Annotated in this window: 24 protein-coding genes; 6 read left to right on the top strand and 18 right to left on the bottom strand. The window is 54.1% G+C overall.

Features of this window, described 5'->3' with window-relative positions; translation table 11 throughout:
- Position 1: 1 nt before the first annotated feature.
- The 11 genes from pufM to AAC637_RS11595 all read right to left on the bottom strand — a co-directional run bounded on the left by pufM (position 2) and on the right by AAC637_RS11595 (position 9925).
- Positions 2 to 1003 (bottom strand): photosynthetic reaction center subunit M, encoded by a 1002-nt coding sequence (gene pufM / locus AAC637_RS11645; protein WP_317657096.1) that lies wholly within the window; start codon positions 1001 to 1003, stop codon positions 2 to 4.
- 3 nt (positions 1004 to 1006) lie between these two features.
- The gene (pufL, locus tag AAC637_RS11640; protein ID WP_340253523.1) at positions 1007 to 1867 is read right to left on the bottom strand and encodes a photosynthetic reaction center subunit L; all 861 of its coding nucleotides are present in this window, start codon (positions 1865 to 1867) and stop codon (positions 1007 to 1009) included.
- Between the two features lie 139 nt (positions 1868 to 2006).
- Positions 2007 to 2162 (bottom strand): light-harvesting antenna LH1, alpha subunit, encoded by a 156-nt coding sequence (gene pufA, locus AAC637_RS11635; protein ID WP_340262652.1) that lies wholly within the window; start codon positions 2160 to 2162, stop codon positions 2007 to 2009.
- Positions 2163 to 2172: 10 nt separating this feature from the next.
- Positions 2173 to 2325 carry a light-harvesting antenna LH1, beta subunit gene (pufB, locus tag AAC637_RS11630; RefSeq protein ID WP_213674587.1) on the bottom strand — a complete coding sequence of 51 codons (153 nt, stop codon included), beginning with the start codon at positions 2323 to 2325 and terminating at the stop codon, positions 2173 to 2175.
- A gap of 213 nt (positions 2326 to 2538) precedes the next feature.
- Complete coding sequence (gene pufQ / locus AAC637_RS11625; RefSeq protein WP_317657094.1) at positions 2539 to 2757, bottom strand: cytochrome PufQ; 219 nt, start codon at positions 2755 to 2757, stop codon at positions 2539 to 2541.
- Positions 2757 to 4235, bottom strand: coding sequence for a chlorophyllide a reductase subunit Z (gene bchZ, locus AAC637_RS11620; protein WP_340243944.1), 1479 nt, complete (start codon positions 4233 to 4235; stop codon positions 2757 to 2759). Before bchZ ends, pufQ begins: the two co-directional genes overlap by 1 nt.
- Complete coding sequence (bchY, locus tag AAC637_RS11615; protein WP_340303724.1) at positions 4235 to 5821, bottom strand: chlorophyllide a reductase subunit Y; 1587 nt, start codon at positions 5819 to 5821, stop codon at positions 4235 to 4237. Before bchY ends, bchZ begins: the two co-directional genes overlap by 1 nt.
- A gap of 6 nt (positions 5822 to 5827) precedes the next feature.
- Positions 5828 to 6832 (bottom strand): chlorophyllide a reductase iron protein subunit X, encoded by a 1005-nt coding sequence (locus tag AAC637_RS11610; RefSeq protein WP_340300066.1) that lies wholly within the window; start codon positions 6830 to 6832, stop codon positions 5828 to 5830.
- On the bottom strand, positions 6829 to 7764 hold the full coding sequence (gene bchC, locus AAC637_RS11605; RefSeq protein ID WP_340303723.1) for a chlorophyll synthesis pathway protein BchC: 936 nt from the start codon (positions 7762 to 7764) through the stop codon (positions 6829 to 6831). Before bchC ends, AAC637_RS11610 begins: the two co-directional genes overlap by 4 nt.
- A gap of 133 nt (positions 7765 to 7897) precedes the next feature.
- The gene (locus tag AAC637_RS11600) at positions 7898 to 9049 is read right to left on the bottom strand and encodes a methyltransferase (RefSeq protein WP_340303722.1); all 1152 of its coding nucleotides are present in this window, start codon (positions 9047 to 9049) and stop codon (positions 7898 to 7900) included.
- 3 nt (positions 9050 to 9052) lie between these two features.
- Complete coding sequence (locus tag AAC637_RS11595; protein WP_340253503.1) at positions 9053 to 9925, bottom strand: polyprenyl synthetase family protein; 873 nt, start codon at positions 9923 to 9925, stop codon at positions 9053 to 9055.
- A gap of 132 nt (positions 9926 to 10057) precedes the next feature.
- On the opposite strand from AAC637_RS11595, the gene crtD reads away from it, so the two are divergent.
- From crtD to hslU, 4 genes are read left to right on the top strand one after another with little or no spacing between them, the layout of a single operon-like run.
- Positions 10058 to 11599 carry a 1-hydroxycarotenoid 3,4-desaturase CrtD gene (crtD, locus tag AAC637_RS11590; RefSeq protein ID WP_340303721.1) on the top strand — a complete coding sequence of 514 codons (1542 nt, stop codon included), beginning with the start codon at positions 10058 to 10060 and terminating at the stop codon, positions 11597 to 11599.
- Positions 11596 to 12471, top strand: a complete 876-nt coding sequence (gene crtC, locus AAC637_RS11585; protein ID WP_340303878.1) for a carotenoid 1,2-hydratase — start codon at positions 11596 to 11598, stop codon at positions 12469 to 12471. Before crtD ends, crtC begins: the two co-directional genes overlap by 4 nt.
- A 46-nt stretch (positions 12472 to 12517) precedes the next feature.
- Positions 12518 to 13072 (top strand): ATP-dependent protease subunit HslV, encoded by a 555-nt coding sequence (gene hslV, locus AAC637_RS11580; RefSeq protein WP_340253497.1) that lies wholly within the window; start codon positions 12518 to 12520, stop codon positions 13070 to 13072.
- On the top strand, positions 13069 to 14382 hold the full coding sequence (gene hslU, locus AAC637_RS11575; protein WP_340303720.1) for an ATP-dependent protease ATPase subunit HslU: 1314 nt from the start codon (positions 13069 to 13071) through the stop codon (positions 14380 to 14382). Before hslV ends, hslU begins: the two co-directional genes overlap by 4 nt.
- A gap of 3 nt (positions 14383 to 14385) precedes the next feature.
- On the opposite strand, the gene AAC637_RS11570 is transcribed toward hslU, so the two are convergent.
- The 3 genes from AAC637_RS11570 to AAC637_RS11560 are packed head-to-tail and all read right to left on the bottom strand — an operon-like array spanning position 14386 to position 16590.
- On the bottom strand, positions 14386 to 14970 hold the full coding sequence (locus AAC637_RS11570) for a Smr/MutS family protein (RefSeq protein WP_340303719.1): 585 nt from the start codon (positions 14968 to 14970) through the stop codon (positions 14386 to 14388).
- Positions 14971 to 14973: 3 nt separating this feature from the next.
- Entirely contained in the window at positions 14974 to 15909 is a 936-nt protein-coding gene (gene mltA / locus AAC637_RS11565; RefSeq protein WP_340303718.1) for a murein transglycosylase A, read from the bottom strand.
- 21 nt (positions 15910 to 15930) lie between these two features.
- Positions 15931 to 16590, bottom strand: a complete 660-nt coding sequence (locus tag AAC637_RS11560) for a Tim44/TimA family putative adaptor protein (RefSeq protein WP_340303717.1) — start codon at positions 16588 to 16590, stop codon at positions 15931 to 15933.
- Positions 16591 to 16736: 146 nt separating this feature from the next.
- On the opposite strand from AAC637_RS11560, the gene AAC637_RS11555 reads away from it, so the two are divergent.
- Together AAC637_RS11555 and secB are read left to right on the top strand one after the other, a co-directional pair.
- Positions 16737 to 17198, top strand: coding sequence for an FxsA family protein (locus AAC637_RS11555; protein WP_340303716.1), 462 nt, complete (start codon positions 16737 to 16739; stop codon positions 17196 to 17198).
- Positions 17199 to 17253: 55 nt separating this feature from the next.
- A complete protein-coding gene (secB, locus tag AAC637_RS11550; RefSeq protein WP_340303715.1) occupies positions 17254 to 17760 on the top strand; it encodes a protein-export chaperone SecB in 507 nt (168 codons plus the stop codon).
- 3 nt (positions 17761 to 17763) lie between these two features.
- Here secB and dnaQ read toward each other — a convergent pair whose 3' ends face one another.
- Genes dnaQ through AAC637_RS11530 form a run of 4 tightly spaced genes read right to left on the bottom strand, consistent with a single transcriptional unit; the run spans position 17764 to position 20463 of the window.
- On the bottom strand, positions 17764 to 18450 hold the full coding sequence (gene dnaQ, locus AAC637_RS11545) for a DNA polymerase III subunit epsilon (protein WP_340303714.1): 687 nt from the start codon (positions 18448 to 18450) through the stop codon (positions 17764 to 17766).
- A complete protein-coding gene (coaE, locus tag AAC637_RS11540) occupies positions 18450 to 19040 on the bottom strand; it encodes a dephospho-CoA kinase (RefSeq protein ID WP_340303713.1) in 591 nt (196 codons plus the stop codon). Before coaE ends, dnaQ begins: the two co-directional genes overlap by 1 nt.
- Complete coding sequence (locus AAC637_RS11535) at positions 19037 to 19870, bottom strand: shikimate dehydrogenase (RefSeq protein WP_340303712.1); 834 nt, start codon at positions 19868 to 19870, stop codon at positions 19037 to 19039. Before AAC637_RS11535 ends, coaE begins: the two co-directional genes overlap by 4 nt.
- A complete protein-coding gene (locus AAC637_RS11530; RefSeq protein ID WP_340303711.1) occupies positions 19867 to 20463 on the bottom strand; it encodes a Maf family protein in 597 nt (198 codons plus the stop codon). The genes AAC637_RS11535 and AAC637_RS11530 overlap by 4 nt, the downstream gene beginning before the upstream one ends.
- Positions 20464 to 20876: the final 413 nt, after the last annotated feature.

Below are 20876 nucleotides of genomic sequence, written 5' to 3'. Positions count from 1 at the left end.
CTTAGTTTCCTCCCGTGGTTTGACCAAGGAAGCCCTCGTAGCTACCGTAAGCTTCATAACCATAGGGCGCGAGATACTCTGGTGCAAAATTATGCTCCTGCGCCCAGATGAACCAATTATCCACCACGGTTCCTGTCAAAAGGATGCCGATGCCACCTGTGATCGGGGTTAAGACCGCAAACCACCAAGCCCAACGGTGAATCCCCTCCATTGTGGCGTTAAAGCCCATCGTCCAGCGCCAGAACAAAGCAGCGCGTTCGGATGCCGTGCCACGATCATAGATCTGTTCCAATTCACGGTCGCCACCAAAGCGCGACACCGCCAGAATGGTCGCGCCATGCATCGCAAAGAGCAGAACCGAACCATAAAGGAACACAATCGAAAGTGCGTGGAACGGGTTATAGTAGAGGTTCCCGTAACGGATTGAGAAGGCTGTCGTCCAATCAAGGTGTGGGAAAATGCCGTAAGGTACTGCCTCACTCCACTGGCCCATCAAGACGGGACGGAACAGACCCAACACAAGGAACAACCAAATCGCTGCCAGAAAGGCCCAAGCGATATGTTTGCCCATCTTATGCTGTTCAGCCAAAAGATAGGTGCGCAACCACCAAGACATCACCGAAACAAGCAGAAAGAAGCTTGCGATGATATACCAGCCGCCTTCGTTCAGCGGTGGAATGCTCAGACCATATTCAGGCCCAGGAGGTTCAAGCGCCAACCAGAACAGTTGACGAATAAACTCGGGGATCGACCAACCCACTTGGGACAGCATGTTGAGGCCAACGATGTTGAACCACAGCAAACCTGTCGCCAAGCTGATCGTGCCTGCCCAACCCAGATAAACGGGGCCAAGCTGCGCGTTGCCAATCAAACCTGCGAGGGTCGAGAAGGAGGCCGACTTCGTGCGCTCGGCCGCCAAGTTGTTTTCATTGTCCATCCCCATCTCGGGATGGCCCTGCACCTGCACCTGCGTGAAGATGTTTTGATATTCGAAATAGGCCATGGTTTACATCCCTCCCGAAACCGCGTGGATCGGGCTTGGATCTGGCCAGATCGGCAGTGTCAGCCACCAATTCCACCATTCAGGCCAACCGCTTGTCCAAACGGGGCCAGAGATCACGATACAAACCGCGCTCCAGAAACCAGCATTCAAAGCCAGCAACAGACCCAGGCGGTGGATGCCCAAAGTGCCGATGGAATAGCCGATGAAATCACGGAAGAACGTGTCTTCGTGATCAGGGCTTTTCGCTTCTTCACCTTTTTCAGGGTTCGCCGCGGATAGGATCAAACCACCATGCAGCGCCAAGGCAAAGGTCGTGGTGAAGAAGAAGGTCACCGCGATCATATGGGCTGGGTTATAGTGGAAATGCAGATAGGAATACCCAACGTTGGATACCCAATCGAGGTGGCTAAAGATGCCGTAGGGGAAGCCATGTCCCCATGCGCCAAGCAACAAGGGGCGCACAACAACCAATGTCACATAAGCCAAAATCGCGAAGCTAAAGGCAAATGGAACATGATAGCCCATGCCAAGCTTTCGGCTGATTTCAACTTCTCTTAAGGCCCAAGATACAAAGGCACCAACGGCGCAAATCGTGATGATTTGCCAAAGGCCGCCTTCGAGCAGCGGGGCCATGCCCAACCCGTATGAGAGGTCAGGTGGGGCAATATTGATCGTCCAAGGGTTGAACGTGCCTTGCATGGCCGCCCCCCAGAAGATCAGGATGGTTCCAAGGGCAGCGAAGAAGATCGTGGTCACCCCAAAGAAGCCCACATAGAAAGGGCCAACCCAGAAGTCGAACAGATCGCCGCCAATCAGCGTCCCTCCGCGGACGCGATATTTTCTTTCGAAGCTTAGCAAAGCCATGCGTCTGTCTCCGCGTTTGGCGGCTTTGGATCATCTCCACTTAGCCGTCCGTTATTGGTCGGTTAGCTGCGGGCGGGCAGCCCGCCCGCAGCGATGTCATAAGGCATATCAGGCGCGCCGCAGGCGGCAGGCCTAACTCTTACATGCCTGCTGCAGCTGCACTCTCAAACCAGTTGAGACCCGAGCTCAGAACCACCAAGTGGATCATTGCAGCGAGCAAGAAGAGAAAGACGCCCTGAGCCACGAAGACGCGGCGCGGGTCGAAGATCAGCCAGATTTTGTAAAATTTGGACATGTCTTACTCCTCAGCCGAACCACGGGCGCCAGATATACGTGGCGATATGAGCAAGCAGGGCGATACCTGCGAACAGCCAAAGGCCGCTCATATACACCGAGTGGAGCTCTTGCGCCTGCTCGTCGGTCAGACCTGTAAAGGACAGATCGGTGTTACCAGCCATGAACTTTCCTCCGGAACGTTTGACTAGTGCCGCACACCCTGCGGCCGGGCCCCGACAAAACCTCATTGTCTTGTCGGCATTCCACCCACGCGGGTAGTCACCCCGCATTGGCGAACTTGTGTCGGCTCCGGTCGTCACGCCGAGAATTTTATCGTCTCACCTATGCGCCTCGACTGGGTCTAATCAGTCTCGAACGGCGGCTGAGTGAGAGGATCAGGCCGAAAAAATCATCGGCGTGATAATCCGCGCTTGGCTCCAAGCGCGCTTTACGGGGCCTTTTTCCGTCAAGCTTCCTGTGCGCAGCGCAGCCAAGCCCCAAGTGAGCGTGGCAAGCGGCAAGGTCGCGAGAAAAATGATCCCGAAGTAAATCATGAACTCCGTTTTGGGCGGCTTTGACCGCGCAATCTGGGTGTTGGAGCTAATATCTGTCATTATACGCCTCCCTCGTTCAGCGTCTCAAAACGGCGCGGCGCGAGTTGCGCCACCGTTTCTTTCACGACCCGCTCAGCCCCGCTTTCAAGCGCGGCTTTTTCTGCGGCATCGCGTAAAGTTTTGGCTGCCGAAATCCGTGTCAAAACGGGGTGTTCGGCAACAATTTTGTCGAGCAACGCCTGCGCATCAGCGTCCCATGGGAAATCGCGGCGCAATGTTGTCGGGGTTGCTTTGGCGCTGTCCATCTCGCTGCCAAGCGGAAGAATATGGAACAAGGCATCAAACAGGCTGTTGCAGATTTCCTGCAAAAGATAAGTGGCGCCTGCATATCCCATGAAGGGCGTGCCCGTGGCGCGGCGGATCGCGGCGCCAGGGAAACTTGCAGGGATGAAAGACGGGCGAGGGCCATGGCCCGCGCTCATTTCCGCGAGATACATCTTCTCGTTGATGGATCCCATCAAGACCAAGGGACGCTTTGCAGAAATCAGGCTGCGCACTTCGTCATTGTTGGTTTTTTTGCCTGCTGTGCGTGCCACGGCAAAGGCACAGGGCAACCCAAGATCACTTTCAAGGAAATGCCGAATGCCGCGGGTATAGGTTTCATTCGCCACGATGCCAAAATTGGCCGTTGCGAAGAAATCTTGCGTGACCGACCGCCACAGATCCCAAACAGGCTTGAGGGTCGAATGCTTTTCGCGGGTGATAAAAGGCTCGGGATCTAGGCCCAGCATCTCGCCCAATTGGCGCAGGAATTTCGTGGTCGACTCAACCCCAATGGGCGCTTGCAAATAGGGCTTGCCCAAAACCTCGGCCAAACCGCGCCCAAATTCGCGATACATCACGATATTGGCATCCGCGTTAACCAAGTTGCGCATTTCGGCCAAATGGCTGCCCAATGGCATGACCATATTCACTTCGGCCCCGATACCTTCCACAAGGCGGCGAATTTCGTGCAGATCAGAGGCCATATTAAAGGTGCCATACATCGGCCCAAGAATATTGACCCGCGGCGCAGACCCTTCTTCACGCTGTTTCTCGGGCGGCATACGCCCCTTGGTCATACCAAATTCCGTGAAAATCCACGTCATGGCACGATCTGCGGCCTCCCATTGATCCTCATCAATGGTGCGCGGCAAAAAGCGTTGAATATTGGTGCCTTGCGGTGTGACCCCCCCGCCAATCATCTCGGCAATCGAGCCCGTGACAACAACGGCAGGAAGCGCGGGGTCTAGCGTGCCCCACGCGCGTTTCATCGCGCCCTCAGTGCCATCACGGCCCAATTCTTCCTCGCCAAGACCCGTGGTCACAATCGGCAATTCATGGGGTGGCAACGCATCGGTGTAATGCAGAACCGATGTGACGGGCAGGTTTTCACAACCCACTGGGCCATCGATGACCACCTGCAATCCTTTGACGGCGGTAAAGGCGTAAACCGCCCCCCAATATCCGCCCGCGCGATCATGATCTTGGATCAACATCAGATCATCTCCTGCGCTTTGGCGGCACGGGCCGCTTTGTCGAGTTTTTTCTGATGCGTGGCGCGGAAATCAGGCCGCTCATTTGGGCTGCCTTCCCAAATGCCTGCTGTATCCGCGTGACCAACACCTTCAAAGAAGGCGCGCATATGATCCATACGATCTTTGTTTGACATGGCAGCGTTGACCACCTGCGCCAAAGACCCTGCACCCGCTGGCCCCATCAAAGGACGCGCGGAAATCAAATTGGTGAAATACAGGCTTGGGATGCCAAGCTCTTTTCCCTTCTGCACAACAGGGGTCGTGCCGATGGCAAGATCAGGCTTGATTGCTTCCATCGCGGCGCAGTCATCTTCGAGACTTGCGCGGAATTTAACCTTAACGCCCTTAGCTGTTAGCCAGTCCAAATCAGGCTCTGACCAAGGTGTTTTCGGGCAGGCCGTGCCAACATAGGGCACATCGGCCCCACTTTCGATCAACAGGCGCGCGACCAAAAGCTCTGACCCCTCATAGCCCGACAAGGTGATCGCTCCGTTGATCTTTTGGGCGGCAAGCGCACCTTTGATCGCGGGCAAAAAGGCGTTTTGTGCAGCAGCAATCTGATCCGCTGCAACACCATAAGCCGCACCAATCGCAGACAGCCATGCGGCTGTGCCGTCATATCCAACGGGGGCGCTGCCAATAATCGTGCGGCCTGCGGCCTGAAATTCTCGGATGGCGGATGTGTAAAACGGGTGGATTGCTGCCACCACTTCGCTATCCAAGGCAGAATAGAGCTCGCGCCACTCACGGCAGGGAACGACCGGACCTGCCGCCAGACCGAGCGGCGCGAGCATCCCACCAATCCCAATGGGATCAGCTGGGAACATCTCGCCCAACAGGGTCACTGTCGGGCGATCTGATTTGCCCGAAACAGGGGCTTGGACGGGGCCAGCCTCCACCTCTTTACGGGCATAATTCAACATAGCGCCTGCAAGCACATCTTTGGCTTCGGCATGGGTGGGAATTCCAAATCCTGGCACATCAATGCCCACGATCCGAACACCGTTAATCTCCTGCGGCAGGAGACGCAGCGGAACACCAGAGGCGGTCGGAACGCAAAGATTGGTCACCACAATCGCGTCATAGCGCGCGGGATCTGCCATCTCGTGAACGGCATCCCGAATATCCTCGAAGAGCTTGCCCGTAACCAAACTTTCCGAGTTGAAAGGCACATAGCCGACTGAACGGCGCGCGCCATAAAAATGGCTGACAAAGCTGAGGCCATAGACACAGCAGGCCGAGCCAGACAAAACCGATGCCACGCGGCGCATCCGCAACCCTACGCGCAAACTGCCAAAGGCAGGGCACATGCTTTGGGGTTTGTCATGCGGCCCCTGCGGGTAATCGCGGGCATATTGATCAAGGATTTCGGATTTCCCCGCCATGCGCGCGGCGGCTTCCATTTCGGCCGCCCCTGCATGGCAACCCATACCCTGCCCCAATTCGGGCGGGGTCTGCCCATCCGAAGCGGCAGATGCATCAGCGCGATCTTGGCCGAGGATTACCTCGACCTCATCGGCGGCATCATATCTCACTTCTTCGGACATTCTTCCTCAAACCTCGTCATAAATTACTTCAAGCGACTTTTTCGGCGCGGCGTTCTTGCCGCGCATATCGGCTTCGGTTGCAGGCTCTAGGACAATGCCCGCACCTGTATCCTTGCCATCGAAAAGGCCGATCAATTCATCTTGGCTCAGTGCCGTTGGTCGCAACGGCGGCGCTTCGCCGACATTTTCACCCAAAGCCGCAAAAAGCGCGCCCCATTGGCTTTGGTTCGTCCCAACGATTTGGTAATTCGCAGATTTCTTGCGCAGATCATCATCCGCAGGGATCGAGGCCAAAACGGGTATATTCACCGCATTGGCAAAGGCCTGAGCTTCGCCCGTGCCGTCATCTTTGTTGATGACCAAACCCGCGACACCCACATTGCCGCCCATTTTGCGGAAATATTCCACCGCCGAGCAAACATTGTTCGCCACATACAGAGATTGCAGATCATTTGATCCAACCAGAATCACCTTCTGCGCCATGTCACGGGCAATCGGCAGGCCAAACCCGCCGCAGACCACATCGCCCAAGAAGTCGAGCAGGACATAGTCAAAATCCCAGTCGTGGAAGCCTAGCTTCTCAAGCAGCTCAAAGCCGTGGATGATCCCACGCCCACCACAGCCGCGGCCAACTTCTGGCCCACCAAGCTCCATCGCGTAGACACCGCCACGCTTGAAGCAGACATCTCCGATTTTCACCTCCTCGCCTGCCAATTTCTTTTTGGTCGAGGTTTCAATGATCGTTGGGCAGGCTTTGCCGCCAAAAAGCAGGCTGGTCGTATCGGATTTCGGATCACAACCAATCAAGAGAACCCGCTTTCCTTGCTCGGCCATGATATGGCTGAGATTGGCAAGGGTGAAACTTTTACCGATGCCGCCTTTCCCATAAATCGCAATGATCTGCGTTTTCTTGGTGGGTTCGCCCTGAGGCACTTCGAGGGTCGGCTCTTGCTGCGCCTCATCGCGCAGGCGGGCATCGAAATCCTTGAGATTGGGAACATCGAGGGTCATTCTGGCTTCTCCCAATTCAAAATCATTTTCAGACAAGCGGCATCTTCAAAGGCTTGAGGATAGGCGAGGCTTGCCTCTGCGGCGGGCAGTTGATGCGTGATCAAACCACCAAGGCTGAGCTGTCCCGCTTCGATCAAATCGCGGGTAGCGACCAAGTCGGAGCGCGTCCATTCCGCCGCGATCCGCAGCCGCGCCTCACGCATGAAGGCGGGCGGAAAGGCGAATTCGAGAGATTCGGGATAGAAACCCGCCAAGACGACTTCACCGCCCTTGGTCAGGCGCCCGATCATTTCATCCAACAACGCCGCCACGCCCGAAGCATCGTAGATGCAGCGATAATCACGGCGCGTATCATCGGTGGAATTGGTAACGAGATATCCCTCTGCGCCTGTAACACGGGCAGGATTAACCTCCCATACAGTCGGGACGGGGCCGCCCAGCGCCAAAGTAAGACGCGCCAAGAGACGACCAAATACGCCATGTCCCACGATCAGATCAGGTAAGTCATGGCCCGCGAGCGCATGATAGGCTGTGGCAGCCAAAGCCAAAAGCGCGCCTTCAGGGCCGCTTGCACGATCAATACGCACGGCGCGCTCTGGCGCTGTAACCAACATGGAAGACGCGCCACCAAACAGGCCACGCACATCGCCGTAGCAATTCGCGCCCGGAACAAAAACATGATCACCAACCGAAAATTCACAATTTTTCGGTGTTGAAACGACCTCACCAGCGGCTTCATAGCCGGGGATCAGGGGATAACCCATGCCTGGGAAGGGCGGCATGCGGCCAGACCAGAACAGTTTTTCGGTTCCAGTGGAAATGCCAGAGTGACACACGCGCACAACCATATTCTCAGGCGAAGGCGCCACGAGGCTAACCTGTCCGAGCCCTATTTTCTTTGGCCCTTCGAGTATGACGGCGGTCGCGTGCACTGTCGCACTTCCCCTTGGTTTTCGGATCAAATCACGCCTCAAGACGCAATGAGATTCCACTTTGAGTCATGTGTCAGTTTAATATTACAGCACTGTATGTCAATTAAAATGGACAGTTTATACAAAAAGATTGTCAGCTTTTGTTGACAGTCTTTTCAGCTGTAACGATCCGCGTCACAAATGGACGCCCCGTTTTGACGGGCGAAACCCGCGCAAACCCTGCTTTCGACAATAATTCGCCGATTTGGGCGGCACTGCGGACTGTGCCTGTGCCCATCGCCATACAATAGAGCGCGAAATACGCATCCGCGCTGCGATCTGGCGTTTGCCCGCCTGACATCGGCTCGGCGATGACGATCTTACCGCCTTCGGGCAAAGCGGCGTGAACCGATTTTAACAATCGAAGGACGGTTTCATCTTCGTGATCGTAAAGAACGCGGATGAGGGTAATAAGATCTGGCCCAATTGGCAAAGGATCATCGCGGAAACTGCCCGAGACAATCGTGGCCCGCGCGGCAATGCCTGCGCGCTCAAACCGATCTTGGGCCAGTGCCGCCACCTGCGGCAAATCAAAAAGGGTCACTTGAACATCTGGATGGGCCTTGGCGCAGGCCGCCAAGAACACACCCGTGCCACCCCCGATATCCATGACGTGCTGCGCCTTCCCAAAGGACAGACTTGAGAGGATTTCGTCACTTACAAGATTTTGCGTCTCTGACATCAAATGCGAATAGCGCTCTGCCGTAGCAGGATCTTCCGCGGCGGCGGCCCCAAAAACATAGGGCCAAAACCGTGCAAGGTCTGGGTCTGTTTCCCCCCGAAAAAACCCTTCGGCAGGGCCCAAATCGCGATATAGAATATCGTGGTGCAAGACCATGTCGCGCAGGCCACCCACGCCATTGATCGCGGCCCCTAACCGCGCCAAGGCATAGCGCCCATCCCGCAAACGGGTCAAAAGCCCAAGACTGGCTGCGGCCTGACATAAGACAGAAATCCGTCTTTCGGGCGCATCCAACTTCGCGGCCAATTCGGAAGGATAAGCAGGGCGGGCGCGCAAATGGCGTGGCAGATCAAGCGCAACAAAAGCCTGCAAAATCTGGCTATAAGTAAAGCCTGCCACCAAATCAAAGAGCCGCTCGCCATCCCGTTTTGCAGTCGCACGCGTAAAGAGGGAATGCGCGGCCCATGATTGAAATGCAGCCGAACCCACCAAATTCAAATAGCGCGCGCGCCATTTATCCCAAAATTTTGGGCGCGGTTCGTCACTTGGGGAAATAGCGGCCATATCTCATTCGGCCGCGTGATGTGCGGGCAAAACAGGCGTAAGCCGCTCTGCATATACGCGCACCATGTCACACAGCGCCGCTTCACCCGCACAAGACGGGATCGAGGCAATCGCGCCAGATAAAATATCCTCCAACCGCGAAACAGCGCCGCGCACGCCCAGTTGTGAAACAGCATTGGGTCGCCCGTTGAGATCATCCTGACCTACAGGCTTACCCAAGGTTTTTTCATCGTAAAGCGCATCACGCAGATCATCGGCAACTTGGAATGCCTCACCAATCCGAGCGCCCAGTTCTGTCCAAGGTTCGGGATCTTCCCCCGCAGCAGCGGCACCCATTTTGGTGGCGGCAACAAACAGCGCGCCTGTTTTCGACCGATGATAAGCGGACAGGTCTATCTTATCTTCGCTTTCCCAGCCTTGGCCTGCGCAAATTCCATTGGGCATGCCTGTGGCTTGGCTTAGGATTTTGATCATCTCAACTGCCCGCAGTGGATCATCCACCGCGGCACGAGCCAAGACCTCAAAGGCCAAAACAATCAACGTATCACCCGCGAGAACCGCAATGGGTTGCGAATAGGCGATATGCACCGTGGGCTTTCCGCGCCGCAAATCCGCATTGTCAAAACAGGGCAGGTCATCATGAACGAGGCTGGCGCAGTGGATAAGCTCAATCGCCGCGCATGCCGCATTGGAAAGATTCGGCTTATCATCCCCACAGGCCTTCGCCACAGAAAGCGAGATTGTCGGCCTGATCCGCGCACCGCCCGGATTGACAGCATGATCCAAGGCTTGCGCCAATTTGCGCGGTGCAGGCTCTTTCATGGCTAAAGAGAGGGCAGCAGAGATCGCTGATTCTATGCGGGCGGACAGGGACATGGTCACTCAGCCTTCATCGAGGTTTGCGCGGAGGATCCCACGCATATGTAAATTAGACTGGACAGTTTACGGGAATATGTCAACAATATCTGACATAATCTCGAGAGTGGCCCTAATGAAAGACGCAACACTGTGACCCGCCCTATTGCACCTGTCAGGCCCCGCGCCGTGGTGATCGGTGCAGGTATGGGCGGTCTTTCGACCGCGCTGCGCCTCGCGCATGCGGGAAGTCAGGTCACAGTCTTTGATGCGATGCCCCATGTCGGCGGCAAAATGCGGCAAGTGCCATCTGCTGCGGGGCCGATTGATGCGGGGCCAACAGTGGTAACGATGCGCCATGTGTTTGACGATCTGTTTCAAACATTAGGTTTGAGGCTTGAGGATCATGTGACCCTAACACAGGATGACATCCTTGCCCGCCATTTCTGGCCAGATGGCAGCGAGTTAGATTTTCATGCTAATCTCGAAGAAACGCTTACAGCTATTGATCACTTTTCAGGTTCCAAGGCACGCGGCGAGTTTCTCAAATTCCACCAAGATACGGCCGCGCTTTTTTCAGCATTCGAGGGGCCAATGATGCTGCGCGCTCATCCGCGACAAGCGGATTTGACGCTCACGGTCTTGAAATCACCCCATCTGATGCGCGCAATGGCCCCGCACCAAACTTTGGCGCAAGCGGTTTTTAAGCGGTTCAGCGATCCCCGTTTGGCACAAGTTTTTGCGCGCTATTCCACTTATGTCGGCGGCAACCCTTATCTTAGCCCCGCGCTGCTTTCGCTGATTTGGCAATCCGAGGCGGCGGGTGTGTGGCGGGTCAAAGGCGGCGTGCATCAACTGGCCCGCGCGATGCAAAATATCGGGCAATCCATGGGTATCGAGTTTCAGCTTGGGCAATCCATCGAGGCCATTACAAAAGATGCGGATCATGTCACTGGCGTCACCCTTTCAGATGGTCGGCATGTTGCGGCAGATATTGTGGTGTTTAATGGTGACCCGCGCGCGATTCATATTGGGCTTTTGGGCCAAGACCACGCGCCGCGTGTCACCCGCGCACAGGTCGAACCGCGCAGCCTATCTGCCTATGTTTGGAGTTTCGCCTCCCGCGCTTGGGGCAAGACCCTGGCCCATCACAACGTATTTTTTGGTGATGACCAACGCAGCGAATTTGCCCCTATCGAAAATGGTGCGCTGCCGCGTGATCCAACGCTTTATATCTGCGCTCAGGATTCTGGGCTCCACTCTAACACAGATACGGCGCTGCAAAGATTTGAAATTATCATGAACGGCGCGCCGACCGAGGCCCCAACAGAAAGGGAGGTGGCCGCATGTCGTCATCTGACATTCCAAACATTAGCGGATCGCGGGTTGATCTTTCCCGACCCGATCCCCGACAGCGCATTGATGACACCACAGGATTTCGCAAGGATGTTTCCCGCCTCGCGCGGATCCCTTTACGGGCTGAGCCCACATGGAATGACGGCAGCATTGAAACGGCCACGGGCGCGGACCTCTCTCAAGGGTCTATACTTGGCGGGGGGCGGCACCCATCCGGGGGCGGGAATTCCGATGGCCTGCCTCTCAGGACGGCACGCGGCCGAGGCGATCTTGACGGACCATGCTTTAACCTTGCCGTCCCGCCCAACGGCTATGCGTGGTGGTATATCGACGGCATAAGCGATGACGGAACCAAGGCTATTTCGATCATCGCCTTCATCGGTTCAGTTTTCTCGCCGTGGTATCGTTGGTCGGGGCGCAAAGACCCCGAAGATCATTGCTGCTTGAATATTGTCACCTATGGCAAAGGCGGCCGTTGGACGATGACAGATCGGGGCCGAGATGCGCTAGAGCTTTCGGAAACAGAAATGAAAATAGGCCCTAGTCACCTGTCTTGGGACGGTTCAGCCCTCACCATTCATATTGATGAACGCACAACACCACATGGCGGGCGGTTGCGCGGCAAAGTGACACTAACCCCACGCGCAGTGACGAATGTGGAATTGCCGCTCTGCGATGATGGTGCGCATATTTGGCGCCCTTTCGCACCCGTTGCCGATATCCAGGTTCGTCTCGAAAATGCAGGTTGGTCATGGTCTGGGCATGGATATTTTGATGCCAATTTTGGCACTCGCGCCTTGGAGGAAGATTTTGATTACTGGACATGGGGCCGCTTTCCAACGCGAGAGGGCGCTTGTTGCTTCTATGATGCAACGCGCTGCGATGGCAGCAATCTTGCGGCCGCCATTGCCTTTGATGAAACGGGCACGGCATCACCCGTTGATGCGCCGCGCACTGCAAGGTTTAAATCCGCATTTTGGGGGGTGCGCCGTGAAACCCGCGCGGATCCAGATTTTGCCCCACATGAGGTTCGGCCCATGTTGGACGCCCCATTTTACAACCGTGCCATGGTGCGAACCAAAATCAATGGTGAGACCGTGACAGGGGTTCATGAATCGCTTGATCTTAATAGATTTCGCAAAACATGGATGATGCCGATGCTGGCCTTTCGTGTGCCCCGCCGCAAAAATTGGCCGAAGCGGTGGTTGTGATCTGATCGTGCCGCTTCCATATTGGGCGGAACATGAAAGGGTAAACATGTCGAATAGTTTTCCAGATTGGCATGGCACAACCATTATCGGTGTGCGCAAGGGTAACGAGGTTGTGGTTGCAGGTGATGGTCAAGTCAGTCTTGGCCAAACCGTGATCAAAGGCACAGCACGCAAAGTCCGCCGCCTTTCCCCGGGCGGGTATGAGGTGGTCGCAGGATTTGCAGGATCGACAGCAGATGCATTTGCCTTGCTTGAGCGTCTCGAAACAAAGCTTGAGGCAACACCAGGCCAATTACAGCGCGCCAGTGTTGAATTGGCGAAAGATTGGCGCACGGATAAGTATTTACAAAAGCTCGAGGCGATGTTGATCGTCACAGATGGATCCGAGCTCTATGTCATCACGGGCGCAGGCGATGTTTTAGAACCAGAACACGGTATTGCCGCGATTGGGTCGGGTGGAAATTACGCATTGGCCGCGGCCCGCGCGATGATGGATAGCGATAAATCCGCCGAAGATGTGGCCCGTCGCGCAATGGAAATTGCGGCTGATATTTGCGTCTATACCAATGGCAACCTCACAGTAGAGCGGATCGCAAAATGACCGACCTGACCCCTCGCGAAATCGTATCGGAATTGGATCGTTTCATCATCGGGCAAGCCGATGCAAAACGCGCAGTGGCGGTTGCCCTGCGCAATCGGTGGCGGCGCAAGCAACTTGGGGATGATTTGCGCGATGAAGTTTACCCAAAAAATATTCTGATGATCGGGCCGACTGGGGTGGGTAAAACAGAAATCAGCCGCCGTTTGGCGAAACTTGCCCGCGCCCCGTTTCTCAAAGTTGAGGCGACAAAATTTACAGAGGTGGGCTATGTTGGTCGGGATGTCGAGCAGATCATCCGTGATCTGGTAGATGCCGCGCAAATTATGGTGCGCGACTATATGCGCGAAGAGGTTACCGCCAAGGCGCACAAAGCCGCCGAAGATCGTGTGATCGAGGCGCTTGCGGGCGCCGATGCGCGCGACCAAACCCGCGAGATGTTTCGCAAGAAACTCCGCTCAGGGGAATTGGACGACACTGTTATTGAATTGGAAGTTGCGGATCAATCCAACCCAATGGCCATGTTTGAAGTTCCAGGTCAGCCCCAGATGGGGCCAATGGGCGGCGGCATGAACCTTGGTGATATATTCGGAAAGGCCTTTGGCGGGCGGAAAATCCGCAAGAAGATGACTGTGGCGGCGAGCTATGAAATCCTTATCGGTGAAGAAGCTGATAAGCTTTTGGATCAAGAAACCGTCACGAAAGAGGCCATTCGGGCCGTTGAAGAAAATGGCATCGTCTTTATTGACGAAATTGACAAGGTCGCCGCGCGCGCAGAAACCCGCGGGGCGGATGTCAGCCGCGAAGGGGTGCAGCGTGATCTATTGCCTCTGATAGAAGGGACAACAGTCTCAACAAAACATGGGCCTGTGAAAACAGACCATATCCTGTTCATTGCCTCTGGTGCATTTCACATCGCAAAACCCTCTGACCTGTTGCCAGAACTTCAGGGGCGCTTGCCCATTCGGGTGGAATTGCAGGCACTGACTGAGGATGATTTCACCCGCATTTTGACAGAAACCGATAATGCCCTGACCCGCCAATATTCCGCTTTGATGGCGACCGAAAACGTGACTGTTGATTTCACCGAAGATGGGATCAAAGCCTTGGCCAAAATCGCGGCAGATGTGAATAAATCGGTCGAGAATATCGGTGCGCGGCGCCTTTATACCATGCTGGAGCGTGTTTTCGAGGAGCTGAGCTTTACCGCGCCTGACAGAAGCGGCGAAAGCGTGGTCGTTGATGAAAAATATGTGCAAACCTATCTCGCCGACTTGGCAGGTAAGGCCGATCTTAGCCGCTATGTGCTATAGTCTCTATTTCCTGAGATAGACATAGAGCGCACCCGCCCCGCCATGGCGAATATGCGCCTCACGAATATCAAGGATATAGCCCGCGATTGATGGGTGGCGCAGCCACCGTGGCACGTTTTGCCGCAATACCCCACGGGCGGGCGCAATCGGGTCATAATGGGGGCCGCTAGACAGATTGCCCTTACCCGTGATTACAAGGGCCAAACGATATCCACGCGCATGGCAGTCAAGGATAAATCGCTGCAACACAGGATGGGCTTGGGCCTGTGTCATGCCGTGAAGGTCAATTTTCGCCTCTGGCTGCAACTTTCCCCGCACCATGCGGCCATGCAATTTTTTATCCATACGAACGGGGCGCTTTTCAGGCGGGTTTTGCGGTTTCTCAGATGGGGCTGTCAGCCCAATGTCAAAGTCACTGAGATCCAACTTTGGCGTAAAATCGACAATCTCACGTGGGGGAATGGCCGCCGTGTCGGGTTTCGCAAGATAGAAATTGACGGCGGCACGTTTCAATGGCTTAGCACTGCGTGCAACGCGATCCCATAAAACGCGGTCTTCGCTGCTTAGGTTTTTTGGTTTTTTTGCCATGGCTTATCCTGCCCATCCATTGGGCAAATCATGACCCTTGGGCCAAAGCACGGTCAAGCTGGCGGGTTCATTTATTGCGCCCGCACTCCTGCCCGCAGCATCACCTGATCCACAGAAAATATCGGCCCGCTGTGCGCCTTTAATGGCAGAACCACAATCTTGGGCAAAATAAATCCGCGCCGCACGCGTCTCGCCCGCAACCATGACGGGCAGACCATAGGGGATATATGCGGGATCAATCGCAAGCGAGCGGTTCGCGGTCAAAACCTGCCCTGTGGCACCGACCGCGCCATTTTTGTGACGCGGTTCAAAGAAGATATAGGAGGGGTTTTTCTGCAAAAGCGCGTCCATTTGGTCGGGATGGTGCCTCAGCCAATCTTTGACCCAATCTGCGGTGATCTGTTTCGCACTGATTTCGCCCATCGCGACCAATTCAGCCCCAATGGAACGATAGGGATGTCCGTTTTTTGCCGAAAACCCAAAGCGGCGCGTCTCACCATCTGGGTAGGTCACGGCAACAGATCCTTGGATATGGCAAAAATACTGGTCTATGCGCGAATTGAGATAGACCAGTTCCAATCCTTGCCCCGAAAGCAAATTGCCCGCTTCGATTTCGGCGCGTGTCGCCCAAATCTCCGGCATATCTTTTGGGGCGGCGTAGAGCGGGAACCTGTATTCAGCATCTGGCGCGACGCGGGCGGGCAAAACGGGTTCGTAATATCCCGTGATATGTCCTGCAAAGGCGGGGCCAAATCTGAGAGGCTGAAAATTTGATTGAAAAAACGCGCGGGCCTGTGAGGGGCGAACACTGCGGGCGGCTGTCACAAGATCAGCTATCGCCAAATCCGTTTGAGATTGGAAAATTGAAAGGATTTCGGCGTAATCCTCGTCATCCCAGCCCAAAAGATCGGAAAATCCTATGGGTTGGGGATAAGTCACCACGCAGTCCTTACGCTAGGATCAGCCGCCTGTGGCAACCAAAACCCAATTTGGATTGCGGCTGCCCATTTCGCGGGCGAAGGTCCAAACGTCCCGCTGGCGTTTGATTTCGGTTGCGCTGCCTTCGACAATTTCACCATCGGAGTTGCGCACCACAGAGGTCAGTTCTGCAGCGAAGCGAACCGTGACCTCACCCTCGCGCGAGGTGGCGTCAAACTGGGCTTCTTGAACAGCGATATCATTGAGGCCCACAAAGTTTGCTTCAATCTCAAAGCCTTGCGCACGGCGCGCTTCGATAACCTCATCAAAGCTCTCGGCAACCTCGGGGGATAGGAAATCGCGCACTTCCGAAATATCGCCACGTTCAAACGCCATGAGAATCATTTCATAGGCGCCGCGCGCACCAGTCAAAAATTCTCCCACCGCGAAACTGGGCTCTGCGGATTTCATCGCGGCCAAGGCACGGGCGCTTTCTGATCCTTCGGGAACATGATCGGTGATATCCCGATCAGGGCCGCCCTCGATCACCTCAAAATTACGGGATTGTGCAGATTTTGAGGTTTTTACGACCTCGGGCGATTTCTCAAACCCCTCACGCGTGCCAAGAACGGCGCGCAACCGCAGGATCAAAAAGATCGCGATTGCCGCGAGAACCAAAAGGGAAAGAAATGATGAGTTCATGTGGGTCTCAATCCAATTTTGATACCGGCTAATGTTGCCGCAGGGGTTTTAGACTGCGCTTGAGGTTCATATGTAGGGAGAGAAGGGGGCCAAGTCCATGAAGCTGGGCGCGGTTTTACCGACTATCTGCGGGAAAGGCTGAAAAAATGTGGTTATTTGTTCTTTTTCTAGCGATTCCGCTGATTGAGATTGGCTTGTTCATACAAATTGGCGGATTTATTGGGTTATGGCCAACCTTGGCTGTGGTCGTTTTAACGGCAATTTTGGGGACATGGTTGGTCAGATCACAAGGATCACTGGCGCTGTCGCAAATCCGCACCAGCTTTAACGAATTAAATGACCCAACCGAGCCTCTGGCCCATGGGGCGATGATCCTAATTGCGGGCGCCCTGTTGCTAACACCTGGATTTTTCACCGATGCGATTGGATTTTCCTTGTTGGTGCCGCCCGTTCGACAATTTTTGATCCTTCAGGTCAAATCACACATAAAAACCACCAGTTTTCAAAGCCAAGCCAATTTTCGCAGCCAATCTGGCACAATCATAGATGAAGATGGCGAGATCTTAGATACAGACCCGCATGACCCATCGGGGTGGACACGGCATTGAGGCTTTTGGATCGGGCTGTTAAGACGCCTTAAAATTTGCCTTTGGGAGATGAAAGATGTCGAAAAAAGATGCGGATGCAGCGCAGGACAGCGCAGCACAACAACAACCCGTAATGCCGCTAATGAAAATCTTGGGACAATTCGTGCGAGATTTGTCGTTTGAGAACATCGCAGCGCAAAAATCGGTTCAAGGCGCGGGTCAGCCCGACATTCAATTGCGTGTCGCGCTCGATGGCGGAAAGCGGCCCACGGAAAAGCAGTATGACGTCATCGTAAAAGTGACGATTGAAGCGAAAACCAAAGGGGACGCCCCTGAACCAATCTTTCGCGTAGACCTTGATTATGCTGGCATTTTTCACATCGACAACGTGCCCGAAGAACAGCTCCACCCGTATCTGATGATCGAATGCCCTCGGATGCTTTTCCCGTTCATCCGCCGCATCGTTTCAGACGTCACGCGGGACGGTGGGTATTTACCACTGAACCTCGACACAATTGATTTTGTTGCGCTTTATCGCAATGAATTGGCCCGCAAAATGACCGAACAAAAGGCTGATGCCTAAGCGTTAACGCATCCAAACAGCCTTGTCGCCCATCTCGGAGATGAAGTCTTGATGGGCGACGGTTTCCTCATCTGTCAAACGCGGCTTAAGGGGTTCTGGCCGCGCAGAGGCGCGCCGCATTGGCCGCACAACATCACGATCTTTATCCTGATCATCTGGCGAGAGGGTAAAGTCAGGCTGCTTGCCCCCGATCAACTCGAGATAGACCTCGGCCAAGATTTCCGAATCCAAAAGCGCGCCGTGTTTTTCGCGCATAGAATTATCGACACCAAAACGGCGACATAAGGAATCAAGACTTGCGGGTGATCCAGGGAATTTGCGCCGCGCTATAGCCAGCGTGTCGATCGCCTGATCATTCGGCAAAAGCGGTTTGTTCACCCATCCAAGTTCTGCATTCAAAAACTTCATATCGAAGCTTGCATTGTGAATGACCAATTTTGCATCACCGACAAAATCCAGAAAATCTTGCGCAATGGCGGCGAAAACTGGTTTATCGGCTAAAAACTCATCACCCAATCCATGAACATTAAACGCCTCTTGGGGCATTGCGCGTTCAGGGTTGATGTATTGGTGGTATGTCTTGCCTGTTGGCAGGTGGTTCCACAATTCAACCGCGCCAATTTCGACAATGCGATGGCCTTCGGACGGCTCAAACCCTGTGGTTTCGGTGTCTAGAACAATCTCGCGCATCACGTTGCCCTTGCCGTTAAATCGTTGATCAAATCATGCACGGCTTTGCGCGCGCCCTCAAAGCTATTTGTTTCTATCACATAATCCGCGCGGGCAATTTTTTCAGAACTTGGCATCTGTCGCACAAGAATTTGATCAAATAGCTCAGGATCCATTCCCGCCCGTGCCATGACGCGGGCTTTCTGCGTTTCGGCATCAGTTGTCACAACCAAAACGGCATCCAGCCATTGATCCGCACCTGTTTCATAAAGAAGCGGAATGTCACAAACAATCAGTGACTGTTCCGCATGGTCATCAATGAATTTGGCCCGATCTGCGGCGACAAGGGGGTGAATAAGAGATTCAAGCTGATTAAGCGCGTTCGAGTCTGTTTTGACCCAATTTTTCAATGCCGCGCGATCCACCGCATCATTTTGGATCAACCCCATATTCAACGCTGAAAGCGGTGCCACCGCAGCGCCTCCTTTGGCATATAGTTTGGCCACTGTCGCATCGGCATCCCACACAGGAACACCCGCCTCACGAAACATATCTGCGGTGGTGCTTTTGCCCATCCCGATTGAGCCCGTAAGACCAAGAAGAAAACTCATTTCGCCAAAACCGCGCGGCGCAGGTCATCGGTTACAGCGGGTTCTTTTCCGAACCATTTCGCAAAACCAGGCGCGGCTTGGTGCAAGAGCATCCCCAAACCATCAACTGCGACTGCGCCCATGGCGCGCGCTTGTTTTAAGAGATCCGTTTCAAGAGGGGTATAAACGATATCGTTCACAATGGCGGTTTTTGGTAAATTACTCAAATCCGCCGCAAGGGATGGCTGGCCTATCATGCCCAGGGATGTGCTGTTCACCAAAAGCTTACAATCCCCAAGAAGGTTTGGAAGATCTGACACCTCATGCACAGAAACACGATCCCCAAATCGGGCAGATAGGTTTTTTGCACGATCAAGATTACGGTTCAGCACCCGCACCTGCGGTGTGCCTGCCTCTAGCAAAGCATAGATGACCGCCTTTGCCGCCCCGCCCGCGCCAAGAATAACAGCAGGGCCATCCTTTGCATCGAATGCGGGCGCGTTTTGTTGAATATTGGCAAGAAATCCGTAGCCATCGGTGTTATCAGCTTCGATTTTACCATCTTTGTGAAAGGTTAGGGTATTGGCGGCGCCAATCGCACGCGCGCGATCAGTGACAATATCGGCCAAATCCAAAACAGTTTCTTTATGGGGAATCGTCACATTTGCGCCAACAAACCCCATCCGCGGCATCGCAGCCAGAACCTGTTCTAAGTCGCCAGATGTTACATGCAGCGGCACATAATAGCCCGAAATCTGATAGGCCCTCAGCCAAAACCCATGCAACATAGGGGATTTGCTGTGACCAATTGGGTCACCAATAACGGCTGCAAGCGGCACCGATGCTGTCATCTTTCTATAAACCCTCGCAGTGCCAAGAAGTTCAAAACCTCGGTTAATGGCAGGCCCAAAACATCGAAATAGCTGCCCTCGACCCGAGAAAACAGGCGAATGCCCTCGGATTCAAGCATATAAGCGCCAACTGCCTGTGCGATATCGGGCCAATTGCGGGCAAGGTAAGCGTCAAGATAGCTATCACTAAACTCTGCCATAAAGAGACGCACGACACCGATATGGCGCCAAATTGGTTGCGCCTCGTGATAGATCACCGCGGCGGACATAAGTTTGTGCGATTTTCCACGCAGCATCGTCAATTGAGCGCGCGCGTCTTCCAGGCTGGCTGGTTTTGATAGAATATTACCCTCAAATTCCAGAATCTGGTCGCAGCCAATAACAACAGCATCAGGATTTTTTTGGGCAAGTTTGGCGGCTTTAGCCTCGGCCAATTGATCTACCAAATCACGCGGCGGGGCACCTTCGGCCAACAATGATGTCTTTAACAACGATTCATCGATTCGCGCATTTTCTGCGATAAATGACACCCCAGCATTCTGCAAAAGCTGCTGTCGGACTGCCGATTGGGACGCCAAGATGATTTTTTGCATTGGATAATTCCGTGGGAAGTCTTGGGGATAATCCCTTGGATCAAGTGATGACATAGTCACATGCACCGTTTCAACCACAGGTCATTGTGACATAGCGGAAAATTATATGTCGTTTATCCACGGGTGTAATTTCTATCCGGGTGGGTCGGAGAAGATGCGACAAACACGGAGATATTCCAAAGTTTCCCACAGCTTTGCATTCGAAATTTTTCGCTAACTAATTGATATTGTGTATTTTTATAAAATTTCGATTTATGGGGGTAAATATCATCCCCAACGGAGATCCTGTTGATAAAATAATGATAAATAAGTTTCCAAGGTTTTGCACTGCACAACCAAATCATTATCCTTTTCTTAAAATTATTATTTTCTTTTTTAACATTGGCAAAATTCTACGCGCTAACCCGCAGATT

Origin of the sequence: Roseobacter sp. HKCCD7870 (assembly GCF_037830315.1) — a bacterium.
Taxonomy (GTDB): Bacteria; Pseudomonadota; Alphaproteobacteria; order Rhodobacterales; family Rhodobacteraceae; genus M30B80.
This window is presented reverse-complemented; position numbering and strand designations above follow the sequence as displayed.

What these genes read in the sequence shown, in the direction of transcription:
- pufB (WP_213674587.1), bottom strand. Translation starts at nt 2,325, where the DNA reads ATGGCTGGTAACACCGATCTGTCCTTTACAGGTCTGACCGACGAGCAG.
- pufQ (WP_317657094.1), bottom strand. Translation starts at nt 2,757, where the DNA reads ATGACAGATATTAGCTCCAACACCCAGATTGCGCGGTCAAAGCCGCCC.
- AAC637_RS11535 (WP_340303712.1), bottom strand. Translation starts at nt 19,870, where the DNA reads ATGACAGCATCGGTGCCGCTTGCAGCCGTTATTGGTGACCCAATTGGT.
- hslU (WP_340303720.1), top strand. Translation starts at nt 13,069, where the DNA reads ATGACCGACCTGACCCCTCGCGAAATCGTATCGGAATTGGATCGTTTC.
- coaE (WP_340303713.1), bottom strand. Translation starts at nt 19,040, where the DNA reads ATGAGTTTTCTTCTTGGTCTTACGGGCTCAATCGGGATGGGCAAAAGC.
- pufM (WP_317657096.1), bottom strand. Translation starts at nt 1,003, where the DNA reads ATGGCCTATTTCGAATATCAAAACATCTTCACGCAGGTGCAGGTGCAG.
- AAC637_RS11530 (WP_340303711.1), bottom strand. Translation starts at nt 20,463, where the DNA reads ATGCAAAAAATCATCTTGGCGTCCCAATCGGCAGTCCGACAGCAGCTT.
- bchZ (WP_340243944.1), bottom strand. Translation starts at nt 4,235, where the DNA reads ATGTTGATCCAAGATCATGATCGCGCGGGCGGATATTGGGGGGCGGTT.
- AAC637_RS11610 (WP_340300066.1), bottom strand. Translation starts at nt 6,832, where the DNA reads ATGACCCTCGATGTTCCCAATCTCAAGGATTTCGATGCCCGCCTGCGC.
- hslV (WP_340253497.1), top strand. Translation starts at nt 12,518, where the DNA reads ATGTCGAATAGTTTTCCAGATTGGCATGGCACAACCATTATCGGTGTG.
- AAC637_RS11570 (WP_340303719.1), bottom strand. Translation starts at nt 14,970, where the DNA reads ATGGCAAAAAAACCAAAAAACCTAAGCAGCGAAGACCGCGTTTTATGG.
- AAC637_RS11595 (WP_340253503.1), bottom strand. Translation starts at nt 9,925, where the DNA reads ATGTCCCTGTCCGCCCGCATAGAATCAGCGATCTCTGCTGCCCTCTCT.
- bchY (WP_340303724.1), bottom strand. Translation starts at nt 5,821, where the DNA reads ATGTCCGAAGAAGTGAGATATGATGCCGCCGATGAGGTCGAGGTAATC.
- pufA (WP_340262652.1), bottom strand. Translation starts at nt 2,162, where the DNA reads ATGTCCAAATTTTACAAAATCTGGCTGATCTTCGACCCGCGCCGCGTC.
- secB (WP_340303715.1), top strand. Translation starts at nt 17,254, where the DNA reads ATGTCGAAAAAAGATGCGGATGCAGCGCAGGACAGCGCAGCACAACAA.
- AAC637_RS11600 (WP_340303722.1), bottom strand. Translation starts at nt 9,049, where the DNA reads ATGGCCGCTATTTCCCCAAGTGACGAACCGCGCCCAAAATTTTGGGAT.
- AAC637_RS11560 (WP_340303717.1), bottom strand. Translation starts at nt 16,590, where the DNA reads ATGAACTCATCATTTCTTTCCCTTTTGGTTCTCGCGGCAATCGCGATC.
- dnaQ (WP_340303714.1), bottom strand. Translation starts at nt 18,450, where the DNA reads ATGCGCGAGATTGTTCTAGACACCGAAACCACAGGGTTTGAGCCGTCC.
- AAC637_RS11555 (WP_340303716.1), top strand. Translation starts at nt 16,737, where the DNA reads ATGTGGTTATTTGTTCTTTTTCTAGCGATTCCGCTGATTGAGATTGGC.
- pufL (WP_340253523.1), bottom strand. Translation starts at nt 1,867, where the DNA reads ATGGCTTTGCTAAGCTTCGAAAGAAAATATCGCGTCCGCGGAGGGACG.